The organism is Alicycliphilus sp. T452, from assembly GCF_054512775.1.
Genome location: NZ_JBTNEH010000001.1, coordinates 1 through 19670 on the forward strand (window position 1 = coordinate 1; position 19670 = coordinate 19670).

At 70.9% G+C, this 19670-nt stretch carries 16 protein-coding genes; 10 read left to right on the forward strand and 6 right to left on the reverse strand.

Translation table 11 applies throughout. The annotated features are described in order from the left end of the window. Positions 1-142: 142 nt before the first annotated feature. The 4 genes from ACX12L_RS00005 to ACX12L_RS00020 form a co-directional block, all read right to left on the reverse strand. Complete coding sequence (locus ACX12L_RS00005; RefSeq protein WP_459260678.1) at positions 143-1375, reverse strand: multidrug effflux MFS transporter; 1233 nt, start codon at positions 1373-1375, stop codon at positions 143-145. Positions 1376-1562: 187 nt separating this feature from the next. After that, entirely contained in the window at positions 1563-2045 is a 483-nt protein-coding gene (locus tag ACX12L_RS00010; protein WP_459260679.1) for a copper chaperone PCu(A)C, read from the reverse strand. Between the two features lie 67 nt (positions 2046-2112). Then, positions 2113-2472, reverse strand: coding sequence for a DUF2946 family protein (locus ACX12L_RS00015; protein ID WP_459260680.1), 360 nt, complete (start codon positions 2470-2472; stop codon positions 2113-2115). Positions 2473-2503: 31 nt separating this feature from the next. After that, positions 2504-3235: a Crp/Fnr family transcriptional regulator gene (locus ACX12L_RS00020; protein ID WP_459260681.1), complete on the reverse strand. Its 732-nt coding sequence runs from the start codon at positions 3233-3235 to the stop codon at positions 2504-2506. Between the two features lie 75 nt (positions 3236-3310). Between ACX12L_RS00020 and ACX12L_RS00025 the strand changes: the two genes are divergently transcribed. From ACX12L_RS00025 to ACX12L_RS00070, 10 genes are all read left to right on the forward strand, one after another. Then, positions 3311-5464, forward strand: a complete 2154-nt coding sequence (locus ACX12L_RS00025; protein WP_459260682.1) for a TonB-dependent receptor family protein — start codon at positions 3311-3313, stop codon at positions 5462-5464. A gap of 1 nt (position 5465) precedes the next feature. After that, positions 5466-6482: an ABC transporter substrate-binding protein gene (locus ACX12L_RS00030; RefSeq protein WP_459260683.1), complete on the forward strand. Its 1017-nt coding sequence runs from the start codon at positions 5466-5468 to the stop codon at positions 6480-6482. Further along, entirely contained in the window at positions 6479-7285 is an 807-nt protein-coding gene (locus ACX12L_RS00035) for an ABC transporter permease (protein WP_459260684.1), read from the forward strand. Before ACX12L_RS00030 ends, ACX12L_RS00035 begins: the two co-directional genes overlap by 4 nt. 23 nt (positions 7286-7308) lie before the next feature. Further along, positions 7309-8169, forward strand: a complete 861-nt coding sequence (locus ACX12L_RS00040; protein WP_459260685.1) for an ABC transporter ATP-binding protein — start codon at positions 7309-7311, stop codon at positions 8167-8169. Positions 8170-8236: 67 nt separating this feature from the next. Then, complete coding sequence (locus ACX12L_RS00045) at positions 8237-9460, forward strand: NnrS family protein (protein ID WP_459260686.1); 1224 nt, start codon at positions 8237-8239, stop codon at positions 9458-9460. 331 nt (positions 9461-9791) lie between these two features. Continuing rightward, a complete protein-coding gene (locus ACX12L_RS00050) occupies positions 9792-11747 on the forward strand; it encodes a TonB-dependent receptor plug domain-containing protein (protein WP_459260687.1) in 1956 nt (651 codons plus the stop codon). Positions 11748-11798: 51 nt separating this feature from the next. After that, positions 11799-15854, forward strand: coding sequence for a cobaltochelatase subunit CobN (cobN, locus tag ACX12L_RS00055; RefSeq protein WP_459260688.1), 4056 nt, complete (start codon positions 11799-11801; stop codon positions 15852-15854). After that, positions 15851-15982 carry a hypothetical protein gene (locus tag ACX12L_RS00060; RefSeq protein WP_459260689.1) on the forward strand — a complete coding sequence of 44 codons (132 nt, stop codon included), beginning with the start codon at positions 15851-15853 and terminating at the stop codon, positions 15980-15982. The genes cobN and ACX12L_RS00060 overlap by 4 nt, the downstream gene beginning before the upstream one ends. Before the next feature lie 33 nt (positions 15983-16015). Continuing rightward, entirely contained in the window at positions 16016-16396 is a 381-nt protein-coding gene (locus ACX12L_RS00065) for a MotA/TolQ/ExbB proton channel family protein (protein ID WP_459260690.1), read from the forward strand. Further along, positions 16393-16716: a DUF2149 domain-containing protein gene (locus tag ACX12L_RS00070; RefSeq protein ID WP_459260691.1), complete on the forward strand. Its 324-nt coding sequence runs from the start codon at positions 16393-16395 to the stop codon at positions 16714-16716. Before ACX12L_RS00065 ends, ACX12L_RS00070 begins: the two co-directional genes overlap by 4 nt. Positions 16717-16801: 85 nt before the next feature. Here the strand turns inward: ACX12L_RS00070 and ACX12L_RS00075 are convergent, their stop codons facing one another. Continuing rightward, positions 16802-17311: an acetone carboxylase subunit gamma gene (locus ACX12L_RS00075; protein ID WP_459260693.1), complete on the reverse strand. Its 510-nt coding sequence runs from the start codon at positions 17309-17311 to the stop codon at positions 16802-16804. Positions 17312-17334: 23 nt separating this feature from the next. Beyond that, positions 17335-19659: a hydantoinase B/oxoprolinase family protein gene (locus tag ACX12L_RS00080; RefSeq protein ID WP_459260694.1), complete on the reverse strand. Its 2325-nt coding sequence runs from the start codon at positions 19657-19659 to the stop codon at positions 17335-17337. Between the last annotated feature and the right edge of the window lie 11 nt (positions 19660-19670).

The window sequence follows — 19670 nt, forward strand, 5'->3', positions numbered from 1 at the left end:
ACTACTGGCAACAGCGGCGCGACCTTCTTGAACAGCGCGGCGCTGATCTCTTTGTTCTTGTTTCGACCCATGCAGCGTCAAACGCCGATCAGGTGCTTCACGATGACATGGTTTTGTTAGCCGCTCTAAACCCGGCCGGCGCTCACGAATGCGCCGCCGTGCGCCCGATCTCGGGCCAGCGGTGGTGCAGGTAGGCCCACGACAGCAGGCCCACGCCCATCATCAGCAGCGACGCCGTGGCCAGCAGCACCGTGGAATGCATGACCAGCGGCGCCACCACGCCCGCCACCAGCCCGTTGGCCGTGGAGCCCACGAAGGCCTGCAGCGACGAGGCCATGCCGCGGCGCTGCGGGTACAGGTCCAGCACCAGCAGCGTGACCACGGGAACCATCAGCGCCCAGCCGAACGAGAAGATGCCGATGGGCCACATTGCCCACGCGGCGTGGGCCGTGAACAGCAGGTTGGAGCCCAGGTTCAGGAGACCCATGGCCAGCATGATCACGAAGCCGTGGCGGATCTGGCGCTTCGGAGGGATGCGGCCCGCCAGCCGTCCGCTCACCCAGGCGCCGCCCATGATGCCGGAGATGGTGGTCAGGAAGAACCAGAAGAACTGCGTGGGCGCCAGGCCCAGCAGGTCGCCCAGGAAGGCCGGCGCCGACAGCACGTACAGGAACATGCCGTTGAACGGCACGCCGCTGGCCAGCGCCAGCAGCAGGAAGCGCGGGCTGGTGCCCAGCTCCCAGTAGCCGCGCAGCAGATGGCCCAGGTGCAGGCTCTGGCGGCCCTGCGGCGGCAGCGACTCGGGCAGCAGCCGCCAGTTGGCCAGCCACAGGAGCATGCCCACGCCGGTCAGGAACCAGAACACGCTGTGCCAGCCCAGGTGCACCGACAGCCAGCCGCCCACCATGGGCGCGATGGCCGGCGCCACGCCGAAGAAGATGGTCACCTGGCTCATCACCCGCTGGGCCTGGGTCGGCGGGAAGATGTCGCGGATCACCGCGCGCGACACCACGATGCCCGCGCCCGCCGACAGCCCCTGCAGCGCCCGGAAGACCACCAGCTGGCCGATGCTCTGCGACAGCGCGCAGCCCATCGAGGCCAGCGTGAACACCGCCAGCCCCCACAGCACCACGGGGCGGCGGCCGAAGCTGTCCGACAGCGCGCCGTGGAACAGCGTCATGAAGGCGAAGGCGAACAGGTAGGCCGACAGCGTCTGCTGCATCTGCACCGGCGTGGCGGCCAGGGCCTGGCTGATGGCCGGGAAGGCGGGCAGGTAGGTGTCGATGGAGAACGGCCCCACCATGCCCAGCAATGCCAGCAGGATGGCGAGGGCCCAGCGCGGGCCGCGCCAGAGGTCGGGGGCGTGAGGATGCATGGTGGCAGGCGGAGCAGGGCGCGCGGCGCGGGCGCCGGGCAAAGCGCTCGATTATGGGTCAAGCCGCCTTGGCCTGTGTGGCGGGAACTACTCTTTTGATAGCTGCCAGCGCTTCATGGGAAAGCGCTGGAGCCATAAAACACCCAAAAATCCACACCTGTGGCCATGGGGCGTGGGGTGGGTACGATCAGTGGCCGTGCTTGCCATGCCCCGTGGCCGGGGCGGCCGCGGCGCCCAGGGCGCGCACGGGGGCCTGCAGTTCCTGCGTCTGGCGCTGGCCGTCCTTGCCCTCGAAGACCAGGGTCAGCGGCACGGTGCCGCCCTGGACCACGGGCTGCTTCAGGTCCAGCAGCATGATGTGGTAGCCGCCGGGCTTGAGCTCCACGGCCTGGCCGGCCGGCAGGTCCAGCGCGGGGATGGCGCGCATCTTCATGACGTTGTCCACGAGCTTCATCTCGTGCACCTCGGTCACGCCCGCCACGGGGCTGCTGGCGCCGACCAGGCGCATGTCCTGCGCGGCCGTCAGCCGCATGAAGGCGCCCGTGGCCTTTTGCTGGGGCACGGTGGCGCGGACCCAGGCGTCCTGCACGCCGACCTGGGCATGGGCCAGGCCGGACAGCAGCAGGGCGGCGGCGAGCGCCAGGCGGGGGGTGAGTTGCTTGGTTTGCATGGGAAATTCCTGACATCAAAAAATCGAAGGGCCGCCGCGTGCGGCGGCGACTGAGAGGCGTGGTGGTTCAGACCGGAACGGGCGGGGCGCGCGGCGGAAACGGCGCGCGGCTCAGCGGCGGCACATGGGCCTGGCGCGGCGGCGGCGCGGTGCAGGGCGCCAGCTCCCGGGGGGTTGCCGGGGCCTGCACCGTGGCAGGGGGCAGCATGGACGGCAGGCACAGCGCGCATTCCAGCCCATGCGCATGCGCATCCGCGGCGGAGTCGTTGCCGCCCTTGGCTACCCAGCGCGGGCCGTCCGTGGCGCTGCAGACCCGTTCCATGCCCCTGGCATGCACCAGCGGGGACAGCATCGCCACGCCCAGCGCCACGGCAAAGCAGGCCAGCAGCAGGCGGGCCAGGTGGCGGGTGCGGCGCAGGGGCTCCATGGCGGGCATTATCGGCGCCCGCCGGGGGGAGTCAGAACGGGTCGGCCCCCGGAGGCACCAGCCGCCGCAGCGCGTTGCTGTCGCACAGGCGCCAGCTGCGGCTCTCCCCGCGGATCCAGCCCCTGGCCTGCCACTGCGCGAGCAGGCGGCTGAGCGTCTCTGCGCGCACGCCCAGGCGGGCGGCCAGCTGGCGCTGGCTGGTGGGCAGCTCGATGCGCTCTCCCTGGTGGCCGGCCAGTGCCAGCACATAGGTGGCCAGGCGCTGCGGGGTATTGCTGCGGGTGAGCCAGTCCACCTCGTTCACGCGCCGGTACAGGCGCAGGCTCAGGGCTTCGAGCAGCTGCAGCGCCAGCGCCGGGTGGCGCTCGCACGCGGCACGCACGGCCGCGCGCGGCAGGCGCCACACGTGCGTGGGGCCCGCTGCGCGCGCCGTCATGGGGTACCGGCCGTGGGGCATGAACATGGCCGCCTCGGCCACCAGGTCGCCGGCCTCGAAGCGGTGCAGCATGCGTTCGTTGCCGCAGGCGGCAAAGCGCAGCACCTCGACCGCACCGCGCTCCACCAGCAGGCAGTGGCTGGCCGCATCGCCCTCGAAGAACAGCGTCTGCCCGTCGCCATGGCTGCGCAGCCGCGCGTGCTGCGCCAGCTCGGCCAGCGCCGCCTCCGGCGCGCCGCTCAGCAGGGGATTGGCGGCCAGCAGCGCCTGTACGCGGGCGCGGTCCGCGGCCGCGACACGATCGGCGGGCACGTTGATAAAAGTCATTCCGCATTCCCCTTCAGTGCTGGCATGCTGTGCGAATACGAATAAATCCCATTCATTTTAATTTCAAGTCACAGCATGACCTCTGTCCCGACCTCCGTCTGCCCGCTGCCGGCCCGTGTGCTGGCGCATTCCATGGCGTGTGCGCTGGCGCTGCTGGCGTTGCCGGCGCATGCGCAGCAGCCTGCCGCCGAGCTGCCTGCCGTCACCGTGCGCGCCGATGGCGCGGGCGAGGGCACGGCGCCGCTGCGCCCCTCGGCGCAGGCCGAGCGCGAGCGCCTGGAGCGCGTGCCCGGCGGCACCAACCTGGCCTTGCCGCAGCAGGAGTCCCGCCTGGCCACGCTGCGCGACGCGCTCGACTACCAGCCCGGCATCGTGATCCAGGACTTCTTCGGCGCCACCGACCAGCCGCGCCTGTCGATCCGCGGCTCGGGCATCCAGAGCAACCCGCTCAACCGCGGCGTGCTGCTGCTGCAGGACGGCATGCCGCTCAACGAGGCCGACGGCTCCTTCATCATCGGCCTGATCGAGCCGCGCAACGCCGCGCTCATCAGCGCGCGCCGCGGCGCCAACACGCTTACGCCGGGCGCCACCACGCTGGGCGGCGAGGTGGACTTCCAGTCGCTCACGGGCGCCGACGAGCGCGGCAGCGTGCGCGCCGAGGCCGGCAGCTTCGGCCGCAAGGCGCTGCAGGGCGCCGTCGGCCTGCAGGGCGCGCAGTGGGACGGGCGCATCAGCGTGAGCGGCGACCGCTTCGACGGCTACCGCCACCACTCCGCCTCGCAGCGCGAGGCGCTGCACGCCAACCTGGGCTTCCAGGGCGCGGGCGGGTTCGAGAACCGCACCTACCTCTCGTGGACCGACCTGGACTTCGACATCCCCACCGTGGTGCCCAAGGACCGCGTGCGCACCAACCCGCGCGGCGTGATGGGCGACGGCAACACGCCGCAGGACCAGCTGCTCAACGTCTACAGGCGCGACCCGCGCCGCGAGGCCACGCAGCTGCGCCTGGCCAACCGCTCGCGCTGGGGCAGCGACGCGCTGCGCCAGGAGCTGGGCGTGTACTGGCAGGACACGGACGACCTGTTCAACAACCAGACCAGCTACACCATCACCCACAGCCGCACCACGGGCGCCCAGTGGCAGGCCAGCGGCGGGGCGGGCGGGCCGCTCGCCTGGCGCGCGGCGCTCGGCTGGTCGCGCAGCAGCATGGACCGCGACCTGGACGCGACCAACCCCGCCAACGGCACGCAGATGCAGCGCTTCGGCGCCTACGACCTCACGGCCGACAACCTGCAGGCGCAGTTGGGCGCCGACTGGCGCCTGGCGCCCGCCTGGACGCTCGTGGGCCAGTGGGGCTGGAGCCGCCAGTCGCGCGATGCCGCCAGCCGCCTGGACGGCCGCGCGCTGGACCAGCAGTGGACCTTCTCCACGCCCAAGATCGGCGTGAACTGGACGCCCGCGCCCACCGTGCGCTGGTGGGCCAACCTGAGCCGCAGCCAGGAGGCGCCCACGTTCTGGGAGATCGTCGCCGCCAACGTGGCGCCCAACGCCCCGGCCGCCGCCAGCAGCGAGCTGGTGCGCCTGAAGCTCCAGCGCGCCACCACGTTCGAGGTGGGCGGCCAGGGCCGCTGGGGCGAGGGAACGCGGGCGCTGCACTGGCAGCTGGCCGTCTACCGCAGCCAGGTGGCCGACGAGCTCATGAGCACCACCGACGAGAGCGGCATCAAGGTCGGCACCTACAACTACGCCGGCGGCACGCGCCACCAGGGCGTGGAGGCGGGCCTGTCGGGCAACTGGCCGCTGGGCGCGGCCGGGGGGCTGGAGTGGCGCGGCTCGTGGACCTACAGCGACTTCCGCTTCAAGGAAGGCATCTACGCCGGCAACCGCATCGCCGGCGTGCCGCGCCACCTGATCAACGCCGAGGTGCTGTGGCGCGTGGCCACCGGCTCCGGCACCTGGCGCGTGGGCCCCAGCCTGCGCTGGATGCCCACGGACACGCCCACCGACCATGCCAACACCGCCGGCAGCGAGCAGGACGCCTACGCGCTGCTGGGCTTCAAGCTCGAATGGAGGAGCGGTCCCTGGACCGCCTACCTGCTGGCCGACAATGTGACCGACCGGCGCTACGCCAGCAGCTACGCCATCCGCAACCAGGCCACGGCCGCGCAGCCGGGCTACCTGCCGGGGCTGGGCCGCAACGTGGCGGCCGGGGTAGCCTACAAGTTCTGACATGCCATCCTTTTCCTGCCTGAACCGCCGCGCGGCGCTGCGCGCGGCCGGCGCGCTGGCCCTCGGCGGCCTGCCGGCGGTGCGCGCCGCCGCCGCGCCGCTGCCGCGCATCGTGCTCTCCGGCCCGCCGGCCATCGTCTCGGCGCCGCTCATCCACATGGCCGAGACGAACGCGCTCGCGGCCGTGGCCGCGCAGACCGGGTTCACGTCCTGGCGCGACCCCGACCAGCTGCGCGTGATGGCCCTGGGCGGCAAGGCCGACGTGCTGGCCATGCCGAGCAACGTGGCGGCCAACCTCTACAACCGCGGCGCGGGCGTGACGCTGCTCAACATCTCCACCTGGGGCGCGCTGTGGATCGTCACGCGCGACGGCGCGCGCCGCACGCTGGCCGACTTCCGCGGCGAGGAGATCGCCGTGCCGTTCCGCGGCGACATGCCCGACCTGATGCTGCAGCTACTGGCCGCCAAGCAGGGCCTGGACGCGCGGCGCGACTTCCGCGTGCGCTACGTGCCCACGCCCATGGAGGCCATGCAGCTGCTCATCACGCGCCGCGTGCGCCACGCGCTGCTGGCCGAGCCCGCCGTGTCGATGGCGCTGCGCAAGACGCAGTCCTTCCCCGTGGGCCTGATCGCCCCCGAGCTGCACCGCGGCGCCGACCTGCAGCAGGAATGGGGCCGCGTGTTCCAGCGCGCGCCGCGCATCCCGCAGGCCGGCATCGCCGCCGTGGGCGCGGTGCGCGCGCAGCCCGCGGTGCTCGCTGCCGTCGCCGAGGCCTATGCGCGCTCCGTCGCCTGGTGCCGTGCCAATCCGCTGGAGTGCGGCCGCATGGTGGCAGCGCGCATGGACCTGCTCACGCCCGAGGCGGTGGCGGACGCCGTCGCCACCAGCCAGCTCGACGCCGTGCCCGCGCAGCGCGCGCGCGCCGAGATCGACTTCTTCTTCCAGCAGCTGTTCGCGCGCGACCCGGCGCTGCTCGGCGGCAAGCTGCCCGACGACAAGTTCTTCCACGCGCCATGAAGCTGCTCTGGCGCCTGCTGCGCGGCATGCCCGCCTACCTGTGGAGCGGCTGGGGCGCGGCGGCCAGCCTGCTGCTGTTCGTGGCGCTGTGGGAGCTGGGTGCGGGGCTGTACGGCCCGCTGATCCTGCCCACGCCGCTGGACACGCTGGCCACGCTGCGCGGCCTGGTGCGCGCCGGCGAGGCCTGGCCCGAGCTCGCCATCACCGCGCGGCGCGCGCTCACGGGCCTGCTGCTCGCGGCCGGCGTGGGCAGCGCGCTGGGGCTGCTGGCGGGCCTGTCGATGACGGCCTCGATGATGGCGCGGCCCTGGGTCACGCTGCTGCTGGGCATGCCGCCCATCGCCTGGCTGGTGCTGGCCATGCTGTGGTTCGGCGCGGGCGACGGCACGCCCGTGTTCACCGTGTTCGTGGCCTGCCTGCCGGTGGTCTTCATCGGCGCGTTGCAGGGCACGCGCACGCTGGACCACCACCTCAAGGACATGGCGCGCGCCTACCGCCTGCCGTGGCGCATGCGCCTGTTCGACCTGTACCTGCCGCACGTGGCGGCCTACCTGTTCCCCGCGTGGATCACGGCGCTAGGCTCGTCCTGGAAGGTGGCCGTGATGGCCGAGCTGCTGGCCACCAGCGACGGCGTGGGCGCGGCGCTGGCCGTCACGCGCTCGCACCTGGACACGAGCGCGTCGCTCGCCTGGATCTGCGCCGTGGTGGGCAGCCTGCTGGTGCTGGAGTACGCGCTGCTGGAGCCCGTCAAGCGCGAGCTGGAGCGTTGGCGCAGCGCCGGCGGCGCGCCGCCCGCGGCTTGAACGAAAGCACACGAGAAAACCCCATGACGACCCCGCCCGCTACCCCACTGCCGTTGCTGCAAGTGCGCGGCCTGCACCATGCCTACGGGCCCACGGCCGTGCTGCAGGACATAGACCTGGACCTGCCCGCCGGGCGCATCGCCGCGCTCGTGGGCCCGTCGGGCTGCGGCAAGACCACGCTGCTGCACCTGTGCGCGGGGCTGCTCGCGCCGCAGCAGGGGCGCATCGAACGGCCCGGTGCGCCCGTGGCCGTCATGTTCCAGCAGCCGCGCCTGCTGCCCTGGATGGCCACGCTGGACAACATCGCCCTGGGCCTGAAGGCGCAGGGCGTGCCGCGCGCGCAGCGCCGCGAGCGCGCGCGCGCGGCGGCGCTGGCGCTGGGCCTGCCCGAGGCGTCGCTCGCGCAATACCCGGCGGAGCTGTCGGGCGGCATGCAGAGCCGCGCCGCGCTGGCGCGCGCGCTGGTGCTGGAGCCGGCGCTGCTGCTGATGGACGAGCCGTTCTCCGCGCTCGACGTGGGCCTGCGCGGGCAGCTGCACCAGCTGCTGCTGGCGCGTCAGGCGCAGTCGGGCATGGCCGTGCTGTTGATCACCCACGACCTGATGGAGGCCGTGCGCCTGGCCGACGAGGTGCTGGTGCTGGCCGCCGCGCCCGGGCGCATCATCGCGCGCTACCGGCCGCCGGGCGAGGCGAGCGCGCGCGGCGAGGCCCTGGTGCACCGCTGCGCGGCGCAGCTCCTGCAGCACCCCGAGGTGCGCGCCGCGTTCGGCCTGCCGGAGCAGGACGCCCCGGACGCCGCCGGCGCCCTGCCCGCCGAGGAGGGCGGGGGCGCGTGGCTCCAGGCACCGCGCTGCACGGCGCCCCGCGCCAGCCATGGCTGCTGAACAAGAATATCGATGAAAAATGCCTCTATGGCTTGCTGGAAAAGCGCTGGCAGCTCCCTTTTTTGAAATGCAAACCCCACGCAACCCTTTGCGCCGCGCCCATCCGGTCTGGATGTGCGGCATGCGCCCGTTCTTTTTGCTGGCCATGGTCTCGGCCCTCGGGCTGCTCGGCCTGTGGGGCCTGGCGCTGGGCGCGGGCCTGCCGCCACCCCCGGTGGCGGGCGGGCCGATCGTCTGGCATGTGCACGAACTGGTGTTCGGCTTCGCCATGGCCGGCGTGGCCGGCTTCGCGCTGACGGCGCTGCCCGAGTTCACGGGCGAGGCGGGCGCCTCGCGCGGGCAGCTGCGGGCGCTGGTGCTGCTGTGGCTGCTCGCGCGCGCGGGCTTCTGGGCCTCGGGCTGGGCCGGCGCCGCGGCGCTGTGGCTGGCGGGCGCGGCGCAGGTGGCGCTGCCCCTGGCCGTGGCGGCGGTGCTGGCGCGGGCGCTGCGCTCGCCGGCGGGCCGCGCGCACGCCTCGTTCGGCTGGGCGCTGCTGGCGCTGGCGGGCATGGCGCTGGGCTTCTACGCCGACGCGCTCGGCGGCGCGCCGGGCCTGCGCTGGCTGCACGCCACGCTGGGCGTACTCATGCTGCTGATCGTGGTGGCCGCGAGCCGCATCTCCATGCGCATGGTCAACCGCGCCATCGAGCAGGTCACGCCGGGCGCGCCGCCGTACCTTGCGCGGCCGCCGAAGCGCCACCTGGCGGCGCTGTGCATCGCGTTGGCCACGCTCGCGCAGTTCGTGCGGCCGGGCAGCGCCCTGGCGGGCTGGCTGGCGCTGGCCGCCGCCGCCGCCGCCTTCCATCTGATGAGCGACTGGCACGTGGGCCCGGCGCTGTGGCGCAGGCGCTTTCCGCTGCTGCTGTACGCCATGTACGCGTGCATGGCGCTGGGCTATGGGGCGCTGGGGCTGGCGTACCTGGGCGCGCTGCCGGGCACCGGCGCGGGCTGGCACCTGCTGGGCGCGGGCGCGGTGGGGCTGGGCGTGTTCGTGGTGATCGCCATCGCCGGGCGCGCGCACGCCGGCCTGCTGCCCGACCCCGGTCCGTGGGTGCCGCTGGGCGGCGCGCTGATTCTGGCCGCCACGGCGCTGCGCGCGGCGGCGGCCGTGCTGGGCTGGGGCGGCATCGCCCTGGCCGCCGCGGCGGCGCTGTGGTTGCTGGCCTATGGCGTGCTGCTGTGGCGCGTGGGCCCGGGCCTGTGGCGCCCGCGCACGGACGGGCGCGACGGCTGCGACGGCCCCGCGCCGTAGCCAGGGCGGGGCGGTGCGCGGCGGGCCCGCTGGTTTGCCGCTGTGTTGCACGGCCGCGACAAAACCCGGCGGCGGAGCGGCGGATGCGCCGCATCCGCCCTTCGTTTTGTCACAGGTTAAAGAATTGCGGTTACGAATAACTATAATTCGCATTAACAAGTTTGCATTCCGTACATGCGTGCCGCGTGGCGTCTGCTCCTGATTCCACAGGCGCTTTCGGTTGGCGGCCGCCGGGATGGTGCTTGTCATCTATCACCAACCCTTCCGCCCAGCCCCGCGCAAGCCCTTGCATGCCAGCGTCCAGCCATCGCGGTCTTTTGCCAGGACGCTCATGCTTCTCACACATTCCTTTGCCTTGCGCGGGCACTGCCGCCTGCATCCCCTGGCCGCGGCCGCCACTGCCGCGCTGCTGTGCCTGGCCGGCGGCGCACGCGCCGAAGTCGTGGCTGCCGCGCCGCTGCCTGCCGTCACGGTCACGGCCACGCTGACCGAGCAGGACGCGCGCACCGCGCCGGCCAGCGTCACCGTCATCACCGCCCAGGACCTGGCCGAGCGCAATGCAGCCGACCTGCTGGACGCCGTGCGCGGCGCGCCCGGCATCACCCTGAGCGCGCGCCAGGTGGGCGGGCGCAAGACGCTCGCCCTGCGCGGCCTGGAGGGCAAGCACACCCTCACGCTGATCGACGGGCGGCGCATCAGCGCCAGCGACGACGTGATCGGCCACTCGGACTACCAGTACGGCTGGCTGCCGATCTCGGCCATCGAGCGCGTGGAGATCATCCGCGGCCCGATGTCGGCGCTCTACGGCTCGGAGGCCCTGGGCGGCGTGGTGAACATCATTTCCAAGAAGCCCAGGGACCGCTGGATCGGCTCCGTCGGCGTCACCGGCTCGCACGCCGTGGGCAGCGACGGGGCGAGCGAGGCCGGCACGTCGGTCTTCGCCGCCGGGCCGCTCACCGACCGGCTGCGCATGTCGGTCAACGCCGAGTACGCGCACCGCGATGCCGTGCCCGAGAAGGAAGACCCGCGCTACAGCGAGATCGAGGGCCGCAAGCCGCGCAGCCTGGGGCTGAACGCCGAGTTCGACCTCGCGCCCGGCCATGTGCTGGAGGCCGGCGTGACCGACGGCAAGGAGCAGCGCTTCTACGACGACGTGAGCGGCGCCAAGCCCTACTTCAACCGCTACGACCTGGACCGCCGCCAGACGCACGTGGGCTGGAGGGGCGAGGTGGGCGACTGGAAGACGCAGCTGCGCGCCTATCGCAGCGAGTTCAGCGTGCGCAACTCGCGCACCAACGGCGTGGCGCCCACGCGAGCGCAGGACATGACGGACGACGTGGTGGACGGCCACGCCAGCACGCGCTTCGGAAGCCACCAGTTCACCGTGGGCGGCGAGTGGCGCAAGGAGGAGCTGGTGAACGCCGGCCTCACCACCGGCAGCGACGACGTGACGCACAAGGCCCTGTTCGTGCAGGACGAGTTCGCGCTGGGCAAGAACCTGATCGCCACGCTGGGCCTGCGCGCCGACCACCACGGCATCTTCGGCTCCGAGCTGAGCCCGCGCGCCTACCTCGTCTGGGAGGCCAGCAGCGCGCTGGTCGTCAAGAGCGGCTTCGGCCACGCCTTCAAGGCGCCCACGCTCAAGCAGATATCGCCCAACTACGTGGGTGCCGAGGGCCCGCACACCTTCCTGGGCAATGCCGACATCAAGCCCGAGACGTCGAACTCGTTCGAGATCGGCGCCGACTGGCAGGCGAGCCCCGCATGGTCGCTGCGCGCCACGGCCTTCCACACCGAGGTCAAGGATCTCATCACCTACCGCCTGCTGCAGCAGGTCGGCCCACGGCGCATCTACCAGTACGACAACGTGGACGCCGCGCGCATCCAGGGGCTGGAGGCGGGCTTCACCTGGGCCATCACGCCACAGCTCGCGTGGAACACCGACGCCACCTTGCTGCGCACGCGCGACAAGACCACGGGCAAGCGCCTGAACGACAGGCCCAGCACCAGCGTGGCCTCCCACCTGGCGTGGCGCGCGGCCGGCTGGGATGCGCGCCTGGGCCTGCAATACACCGGCAGCCAGGACAGCTCCGGCTACCGGCTGCCCGCCTACACCCTGTGGAACGCCAGCGTGGGCCGCGCCTGGAAGCTCAACGCCACGCAGAGCCTGAACCTGCGCGCCGGGCTGGAGAACATGGGCGACGTGCGCCTGGCCGAGAAGTCGCCCAACTTCGGCTACGCCGAGCAGAGGCGGCGCGTGTTCGTGACCGCGCGCCTCGACTTCTGACTACGAAAGTGATAGCTGCTGGCGCTTTCCCGTAAAGCGCAGGAGGCCGATTTGATTCAATACGACAAGCTACGCTGGCTGCTGTGCGCCGCGCTGCTCCTGCTGGCCGGCGCGGCGCGCGCCGCTTCGGTGCTGTTCATCGCCACGGGCAACGTGCCGCAGGGCAAGTTCCACCAGCTCGCCGAGATCGCGCGCCCGCACGGCCTGACCGTCGAGGTGCGCTACCTGAACAGCCTGCCGGCCGACGTGGATGCCGGCCTGTGGCGCGGGCGGGACGCCGTGTTCTTCGACAGCTACCAGCAGGACGAGGTGCGCGACCGCCTGGTGCGCGCGCTGCCCGGCCTGGCCGCGCCCAACGCCTGGCTGTACGACCAGCGCCCTGCCTGGGGCGGCGGCCTGCCAGAGGCCGTGGCGCGCCGCCTCATCGATTACTACGCCAGCGGCGGGCGGCAGAACTATGAGGGTTTCTTTGCCACGCTGGCGGCGCAGCTCCAGGGCGGCAACCCTCTGGCGGCGGCGCCTGACCCGGTGGTCTTTCCCAAGACGGGCGTGTACCACCCGCGCCTGCCGGGTCTGGTCACGGCCGACGTGCGCGCCTACCTGCGCGGCCAGGGCGTGGACCCGGCCGCGCCCGGGCGCAAGCCCGTGGTCGCCATTGCGCTGCACCAGCAATACATAGGCTCCATGCAGACGGCCTACATCGACGACATGGTCGCGCGCATCGAGGCCGGTGGCGCCGTGGCCCTGCCGTTCTACACGCCGATGATGGGCGAGGGCGGCTTTCCCAAGGTGCTGCAGCCCGCCGGCCCGGGCACGCCGGTGCTGGCCGACGTGCTCATCAACACCCAGATCACGCTCCTTGCCGACGAGCGGCGCACGGAGTTCGAGCGCATGGGCATCCCGGTCATCCAGGCCATGACCTACCGCCGCGGCGACGAGGCCGACTGGGCCGCCAACCCGCAGGGCGTGGCCACCATGGACGTGCCGTTCTACATGGCGCAGGCCGAATACGCCGGCATCACCGACATACAGGTCGCGTCCGCCACGCGCAAGGGCGACGAGCAGATCATGCCCATCACGCCCCAGGCCGCGGCCGTGGCCGCCAAGGCGCTGAACCTGGTCAAGCTGCAGCGCAAGCCCAATGCCGACAAGCAGGTGGCCGTGATGTTCTGGAACTACCCGGCGGGCGAGAAGAACCTGTCGGCCTCGTTCCTGAACGTGCCGCGCAGCCTGCAAAGCACGCTGGCCGGCATGGCCGCTGCGGGCTACCGCACCGAGGTGCCCGACGAGATGCACCTGATCACCCTGCTGCAGCGCCTGCTGGCCCCGGCCTACCGCGGCGGCGAACTGGAGCCGCTGCTGCAGGACGGCCTGGCCGCGCTGCTGCCGGTGAAGGACTACCGCGCGTGGCTCTCCAGCCTGCCGCAGCCCACGCAGGACGCGCTGCGCAGCGCCTGGGGCGCGCCCGAGAAATCCCATTGGGTGATGCGCCAGCGCGGGCAGGACTATTTCGTCATCCCGCGCCTGCAGCTGGGCCAGATCACCCTGCTGCCCCAGCCGGGCCGCAGCGGCATGGCCCCCGGCAGCCAGGACGCGCGCGCCAAGGAAAAGGAGATCTACCACTCCACCACCGACCTGCCGCCGCACCACTACCTGGCCACCTACCTGTGGACGCGCCAGCACAACGACGCCCTGGTGCACTACGGCACGCATGGCACGCAGGAATGGCTGCCGGGCAAGGAGCGCGGCCTGTCGGTGTACGACGCGCCGCTGCTGGCGCTGGGCGACATTCCCGTGGCCTACCCCTACATCGCGGACAACATCGGCGAGGCCACCCAGGCCAAGCGCCGCGGGCGGGCAACGATCGTCAGCCACCAGACCCCGCCGTTCGCCCCCGGCGGCCTGCACGACGCGCTGACCCAGATGCACGACCTGCTGCACCAGTGGCAGGCGCAGGACGAGGGCGCCGTGCGCGAGCGCATGGCCGCCGACCTGCTGGCCGCAGCGAAGAAGGAGCGCGTGATCGCCGACATGGGCTGGACCGAAGGCCGCGCCAAGGAGCGTTTCGCCGACTTCGTGCAGGAGCTGCACAACCACCTGCACGAACTGGCGCAGACCGCCCAGCCGCAGGGCCTGCACACCCTGGGCCGTGCGCCCGAGGAACTGCACCGCCTGGGCACCGTGCTGCTCATGCTGGGCAAGAACTTCTGGGAGGCCGCGGCGCAGCACGCGGGCGTGCCCGCCGCCGACCTGGACGAGGCCCTGGTCGGCCCCTGGGACAGGCTGGCGCAAACGGTACCCTACCAACTGCTGCGGCGCCACGTGGTCGCAGGCGAAAGCCTGGACGGCCTGAGCCCGGACCTGCAAAAAGCGCTGCAGGACGCGCGCCAGGCCTATGCCAACCTGGGCGCGCAGGGGGAGCTGCCCGGCCTGCTGGCCGTGCTGGACGGGCGATACCTGCCCACCTCCTACGGCGGCGACCCCATCAAAAGCCCCGACGCCTACCCCACGGGCCGCAACCTCTATGGCTTCGACCCCTCGCGCGTGCCCACCAGGCAGGCCTGGGAGGCCGGCAAGCAGGCCGCGGAGAACATGCTGGCCGAGCACAAAAAACTGCACGGCAAGCTACCCAGGAAGCTCACCTTCAGCCTGTGGTCCGTGGAAACCATGCGCCACTTCGGCATGCTCGAAGCCCAGGCACTGTGGCTGCTGGGCGTGGAGCCCGTGTGGGACAGGGGCGGGCGCGTCACCGGCGTGAAGCTGGTCGGGCGCGAGCAGCTGGGCCGCGCGCGCGTGGACGTGGTGCTGTCGGCCACCGGCCTGTACCGCGACCATTTCCCCAACGTCATGCAGCAGCTGGCCCGCGCCGTGCTGCTGGCGTCCCGCGCCAGGGACGAGGCCGACAACCCCGTCGCCGCCAACAGCCAGCGCATCGCGCAAAAGATGATGGCCGCCGGCGCCGATGCCAAGGCCGCCGAGCTGGCCGGCGCCACGCGCATCTTCGCGTCCGAGAGCGGGCGCTACGGCACGGGGCTGGACGATGCGGCCCTGGCCACCGACACCTGGAAGGGCAAGGCCGAGGGCGACCGCAAGCTGGCCCGGCTGTACCTGGACAAGATGCAGTACGCCTACGGCCCCGACGAGTCGCAGTGGGGCCGGGCCGGAGTGGCCGGGGCCGCCGCGGCAGGCGCGGGCAAGGGCGGCAAGGCCGTCAACCTCTACGCCGAGCACCTGAGCGGCACCGAGGGCGCGGTGCTCTCGCGCAGCTCCAACCTCTACGGCATGCTGACCACCGACGACCCCTTCCAGTACCTGGGCGGCATCGCGCTGGCCGTGCGCCACCTGGACGGCAAGGCGCCCGAGCTCTACATCAGCAACCTGCGCGGCTCGGGCAGCGGCCGGGTCGAGGGCGCGGCGCAGTTCCTGGCCAAGGAGCTGGCCACGCGCCAGTTCCACCCTGGCTACATCCAGGGCCTGATGAAGGAGGGCTACGCCGGCACCCTGCAGGTGCTGGACGCCACCAACAACTTCTGGGGCTGGACGGCCACCGCGCGAGAGATCGTGCGCGACGACCAGTGGCAGGAGATGGTCGACGTCTACGTGCGCGACAAGCATCAGCTGGGCCTGAAAGACTGGTTCGAGGCAAAGAACCCCCACGCCCTGGCCCAGACCATGGAGCGCATGCTGGAGGCCGCGCGCCAGGGCTACTGGCAGGCCGACGCCGCCACCGTGCGCGAGCTGAAACAGCGCTGGCGCGACCTGTCGCGGCGCTTCGACGTGCGGACCGACAACGCGCGCTTCGCCGAATTCGTGGCCCAGGGCGCGGCCGACGCCGCACAGGCCGGCTATGGCCTGCAGGCGCCGATGCCGGCGGCCGAGGCGCAGCAGGCACGGCCCGAACCCCAACCAGAGCCCCAGCCGCCGGCCCCGCCCGTGGTCACGGGCATGCGCCTGGCCAAGGTCGAGCCCGCGAGCCCGCCGCCCTTCAACCCCGACACGGCCCTGTTCGCTCTGGCGCTGGCGGGCATCAGCGGCGCCGGGGCGCTGGCCCAGCGCCGCCGCGGCCGTTTTCCATTCCCTTTTGTCAACTCCACAGCCACACCATGACACCCAACCCCATCGAGTCGGCGATGTATTCCGCCAGCCAGCTGTTCCTCATGCCCGTGCTGATCCTCATCGCCCTGCTGTTCGTCCATGCCTTCTACGCCCTGGGCGCCTTCCTCTGGCAGGCCTGACAGCGCCACGGCGGCCAGCCCGGCGGTTTCGAGTTGGCGGCTGCCCTGGCGCGCAATCCCAGGCTGACGCTGACCGAGCTCGAGGCCCTGGCCACCAAGCGCCTGGAGTTCGCCCGCATCGCCACGCGCATCGCGCCCATGCTGGGCCTGGTGGCCACCATGATCCCCATGGGCCCGGCGCTGATGGCGCTGTCCGACGGGCAGATGCAGGACGTCTCGCGCAACCTCACGGTGGCCTTCTCGGCGGTGATCCTGGCGCTGCTCGCGGCGTCCATCAGCTACACCGTGGTCAACGTGCGCCGGCGCTGGTATGCCGTGGACCTGGCGGCGATAGAGCACGACAGGCCGCTGGCCGCCACGCCCGCGCGCGGCCACGACCCCGTGGCCGTTATGGCCGTGGAGGGTGCCCAATGAGCCGCCTGCGCCTGATGGAAGACCTGGAGGCGGACGACCCCATCCTCTCGGTCGTGAACCTCATCGACGTGTTCCTGGTCATCATCGCGGCCCTGCTCCTGGCCGTGGCCAACAGTTCCATCAATCCGTTCAGCAGCGAATCGGTGACCGTGATCAAGAACCCCGGCAAGGACAACATGGAGATCATCGTCAAGGACGGCCAGAAGGTCGACCGCTACAAGGCCAGCGGCGAAATCGGCGAAGGCCAGGGCGCCAAGGCGGGCGTGGCCTACCGGCTCAAGGATGGGTCCATGGTCTATGTGCCGGAGCCGGGGGCGTGATCACCCCCGGCTTGCTGCCGCGAAAGACGGTGCAAGCGATGGCGGTGGATCACCACCGCCACCTGTAGCGCGCTTCTATCCGGATTCAGGCGGCGCGTTCGGGCACCGGCAGGTGCATCCAGTCCTTGTAGAAGGCCTCGATGTCCGGCTCGAAGTCATGGATGACCGGATACCAGGGCGTTGGCGCTTCCACGTCGTGCATGGCACCGCACTGCGGGCAGTAGTACTCGCGGTACACCTGCCACTGGGTATCGGGCGCCATCAGCTTCGGGTACACCTCGGTCATGGCCTCTTCCGTGTCGCGCACGTAGATGCTGGCATGCAGCTTCCAGTTCTCGCGGTAGTCGCAGAAGACATGGCCGCAATCGCACTGGGTGACCCACTGCTTGTTCTTGGCCGATTGCACGATGTACAGGTGCGGTCCGAGCGGCAGGATGATGCGGTCCTTGAAGCGCACCTTGGCCTGCAGGGCCGCCAGGTACTGCTCGAAGCGGCTGTGGTCCTTGGGCATGGACAGCATGCGGAAGGTGGTTTCCCAGTCGAGGGCGCCATCCACCAGGTGGGCGACTTGTTCGTTGGTGTAAGAAGTGGACATGTTTCAGCTCCTGGATGTGGCAATCACTCTTCGACCTGCACGACGGTCGTGACGTCGGGCATCAGCGACAGGTCCATGCGGTGCTTCGAACCGTAGGACGGCACGTCAAGTTCTTCCTCCAGCAATTGCCAGTCTTCCGGCAGGCTCCAGAACTCCTTGAACTCGCTGGTGAACTTTTTCGACAGGCCGAAGCTGGTGGCGAACATGTGCTGCACCTGGACCGACGCGTGCTTGTTGATGATGCGTTCGCGCTCGCCGCGCATCCACTCGCGCACGGGGACCGCGCGGGCCAGCCGTTCCTTGCGGATTTCGGCGCGGCGCGCGTCGGTTTGGGCCGCATCGACCTTGAACGTGCCCCTGGCGTCCTGGGTGAACACGGCGCCATAGACCTTGCCGGCGTACTCGGGCAGCAGGAACTTCTCGTTCAGGTCCTTCTCGATGGCCTTCGGATCGCGGTCGATCGGATCGCCGAAGCCAGGGCCGCCACGCAGGTAGTTCAGGTACAGGTCGTGGTTGTCGTAGCAATCCTCCGTGGTCATGCATTGCTTGTCGCGCTTGACATGCGCCGTGGCGTCGATGTTGTGCTCGTAGGTTGGCGCGGTCGGATCGAGGTCGCCGCCCAGCGGCAGGCTTTCGCCGTTGGCGATGCGGCGCTCCAGGCCGGTCTTGTGCGCCTCGAAGCGATAGCCGGTGGCCGCCGGATAGCCGCCCATCAGGCCCCAGTCGCTGTTCATGAAGCCGTTGCCCATGAAGAACATGGTCCAGTCCTGGGCGTTCCAGACCATGCGCAGGGTCTCGAAGCCGCAGCCGCCGCGGTACTTGCCGTAGCCCCCTGAGTTGGCCTTGACGTTGCGCCCCAGGTAGAGCAGCGGCTCGGCCATCTCCCAGATCTCGATGTCGCCCATGTCGCCCTCCGGGTTCCAGATGGCGGCGGCGTGGTTCAGGCCGTCCTTCACGGCGCAGGCGCCGGTGCCGCAGGAACTGGCCTCGAAGCTGTTGACCGCGTGGATCTCGCCGTCCTGGTTGATGCCGCCGCCCTGCAGCCAGTTGGAAGTGTTGGCGTTGCCGGCGTTGACCTCCTCCAGGTAGCCGCGGCTGAAGTAGGACTGGGACAGGCCGCGCCACAGCGCCGCCCAGCCCGAGACCAGGAAGTGCCACGCATAGGCATGGCCGGTGCGACGGTCGTCGGGGTTGCACCAAGTGCCCTTGGGCAGGCGGAACTCGGTGGCGAAGTAGGCGCCGTCGTTGATGCGCTGCGTGGGCACCAGGGTCTGGCACATCATCACCCAGATACCCGAGGTGAAGGCCACCTGGTGCGCGTTGAAGGTGTGCCAGCCCCAGCGGCTTGCGCCCTCGAAGTCCAGGCGCCACTTGCCGTCGGCGCGGATCGTCATCTCGCAGGGCGAGTGCATGATCGAATCGAGCTTGGCGAAGGCGTTGGACACCTGCACGTCCTCGTGCTTGTAGGGCACGTCGACGAACGACACCTTGCGGTATTTGCCCGGCAGCGTCATGGCCTTGATGCGGCTTTGCAGCCCGCGGCGGCCTTCCTCGATCACCTCGTAGGCGAACTTCTCGTAGGCCTCGATGCCGTCGGCGCGGATCACTTCCTCCACCAGGTCGCGGATCATGTGGCAGCCGGCGATGCGGGTCTTCTCGTCGAGGATCCAGTACTTCGGCGTGCGCACCGAGCGCTGGGATTCATGCAGCCAGTCGCGCAATGGCTCATCGTTCACGCCGGTCTTGCGGCAGGTGATCATGTAGCCGTCGCCGAAGCGCTGGGTCTGTCCCGTGGACATCGAGCCCGGCGTCACCGAACCGGTGTCGATGACGTGCGTGACGCCGCCCACCCAGCCGATCAGCCGGCCCTCCCAGAAGATCGGCACGATGGTGGCGATGTCGCAGGGATGGACGTTGCCGATGCTGCAATCGTTGTTGGTGAACATGTCGCCCGGGTTGATGCCGGGGTTGGCCTCCCAGTTGTTCTCGATCATGTACTTGATCGCCGCGCCCATGGTGCCGACGTGGATGATGATCCCGGTCGATGTCAGCACGCAGTCGCCGACCGCGTTGTAGAGCGTGAAGCAGAGTTCGCCCTCCTGCTCCACGATGGGGCTGGCGGCGATTTTCTTGGCCGTCTCGCGTGCATGCACGAGGCCGCCGCGCAGCTTGGAGAACAGCTTTTCGTAGCCGATCGGGTCGGCGTCACGGAATTCGAGCCTGGTCAAGCCGTTGTAGCTGCCCGTGGCCTGGGTCCGCTCGATGATGCCGTCGCGGAATTCTTTCAGGGTCTGGCCGTTCTTCAGCAGATCGGCAAAGCCCACTTCTTTGTTGCTCATCATGTTCATGGCGTGTCTCC

Excerpts from the sequence above, each read along its gene's own strand:
- ACX12L_RS00075 (WP_459260693.1), bottom strand. The coding sequence starts at position 17,311 with ATGTCCACTTCTTACACCAACGAACAAGTCGCCCACCTGGTGGATGGC.
- ACX12L_RS00040 (WP_459260685.1), top strand. The coding sequence starts at position 7,309 with ATGACGACCCCGCCCGCTACCCCACTGCCGTTGCTGCAAGTGCGCGGC.
- ACX12L_RS00025 (WP_459260682.1), top strand. The coding sequence starts at position 3,311 with ATGACCTCTGTCCCGACCTCCGTCTGCCCGCTGCCGGCCCGTGTGCTG.
- ACX12L_RS00030 (WP_459260683.1), top strand. The coding sequence starts at position 5,466 with ATGCCATCCTTTTCCTGCCTGAACCGCCGCGCGGCGCTGCGCGCGGCC.
- ACX12L_RS00060 (WP_459260689.1), top strand. The coding sequence starts at position 15,851 with ATGACACCCAACCCCATCGAGTCGGCGATGTATTCCGCCAGCCAGCTG.
- ACX12L_RS00020 (WP_459260681.1), bottom strand. The coding sequence starts at position 3,235 with ATGACTTTTATCAACGTGCCCGCCGATCGTGTCGCGGCCGCGGACCGC.
- ACX12L_RS00010 (WP_459260679.1), bottom strand. The coding sequence starts at position 2,045 with ATGCAAACCAAGCAACTCACCCCCCGCCTGGCGCTCGCCGCCGCCCTG.
- ACX12L_RS00050 (WP_459260687.1), top strand. The coding sequence starts at position 9,792 with ATGCTTCTCACACATTCCTTTGCCTTGCGCGGGCACTGCCGCCTGCAT.
- ACX12L_RS00005 (WP_459260678.1), bottom strand. The coding sequence starts at position 1,375 with ATGCATCCTCACGCCCCCGACCTCTGGCGCGGCCCGCGCTGGGCCCTC.
- ACX12L_RS00015 (WP_459260680.1), bottom strand. The coding sequence starts at position 2,472 with ATGGAGCCCCTGCGCCGCACCCGCCACCTGGCCCGCCTGCTGCTGGCC.
- ACX12L_RS00035 (WP_459260684.1), top strand. The coding sequence starts at position 6,479 with ATGAAGCTGCTCTGGCGCCTGCTGCGCGGCATGCCCGCCTACCTGTGG.
- ACX12L_RS00045 (WP_459260686.1), top strand. The coding sequence starts at position 8,237 with ATGCAAACCCCACGCAACCCTTTGCGCCGCGCCCATCCGGTCTGGATG.
- ACX12L_RS00080 (WP_459260694.1), bottom strand. The coding sequence starts at position 19,659 with ATGAACATGATGAGCAACAAAGAAGTGGGCTTTGCCGATCTGCTGAAG.
- ACX12L_RS00070 (WP_459260691.1), top strand. The coding sequence starts at position 16,393 with ATGAGCCGCCTGCGCCTGATGGAAGACCTGGAGGCGGACGACCCCATC.